Annotated in this window: 2 protein-coding genes; both read left to right on the top strand. The window is 35.6% G+C overall.

Translation table 11 applies throughout. The annotated features are described in order from the left end of the window. Window positions 1-333, top strand: a 333-nt coding sequence (locus tag ACK5ON_RS02560; protein WP_409819592.1) for a proline dehydrogenase family protein, incomplete at its 5' end; no start/stop codon positions are given. A 151-nt stretch (window positions 334-484) separates the two neighbouring features. Next, window positions 485-3,852: lamin tail domain-containing protein (locus tag ACK5ON_RS02555; RefSeq protein WP_409819589.1), on the top strand; the 3,368-nt coding region annotated here is incomplete at its 3' end.

Genomic DNA, 3,852 nt, shown 5'->3' with positions numbered 1-3,852 from the left:
TATATGATGGATAATTTAGATTCGATGTCCATTTTTGTAGGAACCCACAATGAATTAAGTTCCTACAAAGTAATCGAGTTGATGAAATCAAAAGGTATTGCTAAAAATGATAACAGAATTTGGTTTGGACAATTATATGGTATGAGTGATAATATCAGTTATAATTTGGCTGCCCATGGTTATAATGTAGCCAAGTATTTACCTTTTGGACCCGTTCGTGATGTGATGCCTTACCTTATCCGAAGAGCCGAAGAAAATACTTCGGTAGCTGGTCAAACCAGTAGAGAGCTTAATTTATTGAAAACAGAACGAAGTAGAAGAAAAAATCAGTAAATAGAAAAAAAAAGATCTTTTGTTGAGTTTTTTTATAGGTCAATTTACTTAAAAAAAATATGCTACTGATAATAAATACAATACCTTTGATTTTTGTTTTTAAACAAATCCCACAAATAAATTCTAAGTCTTATTCAAAAGATATTTTAAGATGAAGTCAAATCACTTTTTTTATAAATTATTATTAGTTGTCATATCATTTTTCTGTTTTAAAGGGTTTTCACAAAATTTACTCAATAACGGAAATTTTGAAACAGGTACAGTAATTGGTTTCTTTTCAAATGGTGCCGGTTATGTTCGGCTAACTCCCCCTTTTTCGGGCAACACTAATTCAGGGAATTGGGCTTTAGTTACTAATCCACAATTGATAAATACTGCATCCTTTGTTTCTGTTGGGGATCATACCACTGGAACTGGGATTATGATGGCTATAGATGGAAATACCACTGGTGGTCAACAAAATTTTTGGGAAGCTGGTAATGGTGGGGGTGGTGTTTGTGGATTAACCATTGGTGCAACTTATACTTTTAGTTATTGGATTAGATCAATTTATGGACCAGTATCGGGTACTCCAACTCCAGCTATTATTGGGGTTGATATTTTAAATGCCAATTCAGTTACACTTGTTTCAGGTAGTTTAACAGCACCTCCAACTGCGAATGGTTGGCAGCAAGTGGTTTTCACTTTTAAACCAAATGGTTCTTGTGTTAATATTAAATTATATAATAATAATACTAGTTTTGACGGTAATGATTTTGCAGTGGATGATTTTTCGGTTACCGCTGCACCCTTACCTTTATCATTATCAGTTTCTTTTTCAAATGTTACCTGTCCCAATGCTAACAATGGTTCTATAGTAGTTTCAGGAGTTAATGGAGTGCAACCTTATGTAAATTATTCATTATCTGGTACTGCCTCTCAAACCAATTCAACGGGAATTTTTTCTGGGTTAGCTCCAGGAACTTATGCTGTTTCTGTCTCCGATAGCAATAGTCCTCCATCAGTTGTTTCACAATCAAATATTATTATCACTCAACCAGCCAATTTAAATGTAAGTGCTTCATCAACATCTATTTGTGCTGGTAGCCCAACAATTTTATCGGTAAGTGGGAGTGCAAATCCCTATACTTGGACAGCATCTCCAGCTGATCCAACTCTTGTAGCTCCTAACAGTGCTTCACCTACAGTAAGTCCAACTCAACCTACAACCTATACAGCATCATCTACTTCAACTTCGACTTCTACTCAATTAATTACTAATGGTAATTTTTCATCAGGAAATACCGGATTTACTACAGATTATCAATTCTTAACAGTAACTGTTCCAGCTGGTGCGCAACGAACCTATGGTATTGTCACTAATTCGAATAGTTGGTTTGGCGGATTTTCTCCTTGTACGGCAAATGGAGGCTCAGGAAACATGATGGTTGTTGATGGTTCTAACTTAAATGGGGGAAATGACAGAGTATGGTGTCAAACAGTTACTGTAGTTCCTGGGCAGAATTATACGTTTAGTTATTTTATTCAGACAGTAGCTACTCCTAATCCTGCCAATATAGATGTTCTTATCAATGGTGTTTCAATTGGTTCTGCATTAGCTCCAACAACATCTTGTAGTTGGGTGCAAAGAACCTATACTTGGAATTCTGGTGTAAGTACTACAGCACAAATTTGTATGTATGACAGAACAACTACAACTTCTGGAAACGATTTTGCTTTAGATGATATATCATTTACAGGGGCATTAACTTGTAATTTATCAAATTCTGTAACAGTTACAGTTACTCCATCACTATCTCCTACAATCTCATGTGGCATTCCAACAGCTAATTCAGTAACCTTTAATTGGACTACAGTTGCAGGAGCAACTTCTTATATAAGATCTTATAGTATTAATGGAGGTGCATTGGTAAATTTAGGAAGTTTACCTTCACTCAGTCAAACTATTAATGCTTTAAGTCCAGGTGATTCTGTGCAAATTTTTGTCACCCCCGTTGGAACAGGTTGTTTTACGCAATCAACTCAAACTTGCCTTTCGTTGTTACCTTGTTCGCTTCCGAATCCGGTGGCAAGTGTAACGCAGCAACCAACATGTACAATTTCAACAGGAACAATTGTTTTTACAAGTCCATTAAATACAACACCTATTCCAGTTCCGTCCGATTTGTTTATTTCTGAAGTAACCGATGAAAGTACGGGAGCATTATCCTATATTGAAATTTATAACGCAACTGGTGTGTCTAAAAATTTGGTCAATTATAAGTTAAAAATATATAATAACGGGAACCCTGGCCCGTCTTTGAATTGTGATTTTCCATTGGTTGGAACTCTCGCAAATAATGATGTTTATATTGTTTCCATTGGTAGTACTACGAATCAAGATGGAGTAGTCCCAGATTTGGTTGTGAATTTGTGTGCAGGTTTTAATACCAATGATAACATTCGTTTGACCACAAGTACCGATGTAGAAGTTGATTTATGGGGAAGAACAGATGGAGTAGATTTTACACCAGGTAATTTAGATGGCTATACCTACAGAAGATTGGCAAATGCTCCACATCCAAGTTTGATTTGGAATCCAGCAGATTGGTTAGCGTTAGACCCTCAAGATTATACGAATATTGGAACCTATCAATTTGTTATATATGAATATAGTGTTAACGGAAGTAGTTATCAGTCGAGTCCAAATTTTACTGGTTTGGCACCAGGAACTTATAATGTTACCGTTAAAGATATAATTTCTGGTTGTATTTCAAACTCACTTACTTTAGTTGTTACTCCAGTACCATCTGCACCAAATGTCTCAGCTACTACATTTAATCAAGCGGATTGTACGGTTAAACTAATTGGAAATTCGACAAACTTAGGTGTTACGATTACATGGAATGGACCAGGTTTAGCGTTAAATACCCCAAATCCAGGTACTGCTACCCAGTCTGGAACATATACAGTGACTGTTTTTGATCCAGTTTCTGGATGTTCAAGTTTGACTTCTGTAAATGTTACTATTACCCCGCCACCTTCAACAGTAGTTACAATTACGCAACCCACTTGTACAGTTCCAACAGGTTCTATTATAATTACATCACCTTTAGGAGCAAATTTAGAATATAGTATTGATGGAACTAATTATCAAGTAAGTTCAACTTTTCCTAATTTAATACCAGGCACTTATAATGTTTCAGTTAGAGATTTGACTTCAGGATGTATTTCTTCACCAATCCAAAGTACAATAAATCCAGTTCCTAATTTGATTATACCAACATTTAATCCTTTTTCCCCACTTTGCGTTGGTGATATAGCACCAGTATTACCTACAACATCATTAAACGGAATAACAGGAACATGGAATCCATCAACAATAAATACATCTAGCTTTGGTACATCAACTTATACATTTACGCCAAATACAGGGCAATGTGCAAGCGTAATTCCAATTACAATAACCGTAAACCCTTTAGTTACGCCAACATTTAATTATACCACTATTACTACCTGTATTCCTGATTTTCTTCCTAC

It is taken from the genome of Flavobacterium sp., assembly GCF_046317795.1.
Lineage (GTDB): Bacteria > Bacteroidota > Bacteroidia > Flavobacteriales > Flavobacteriaceae > Flavobacterium.
The sequence above is the reverse complement of the archived record's forward strand: the minus strand, read 5'-3'. Positions and strand labels throughout refer to the sequence as shown.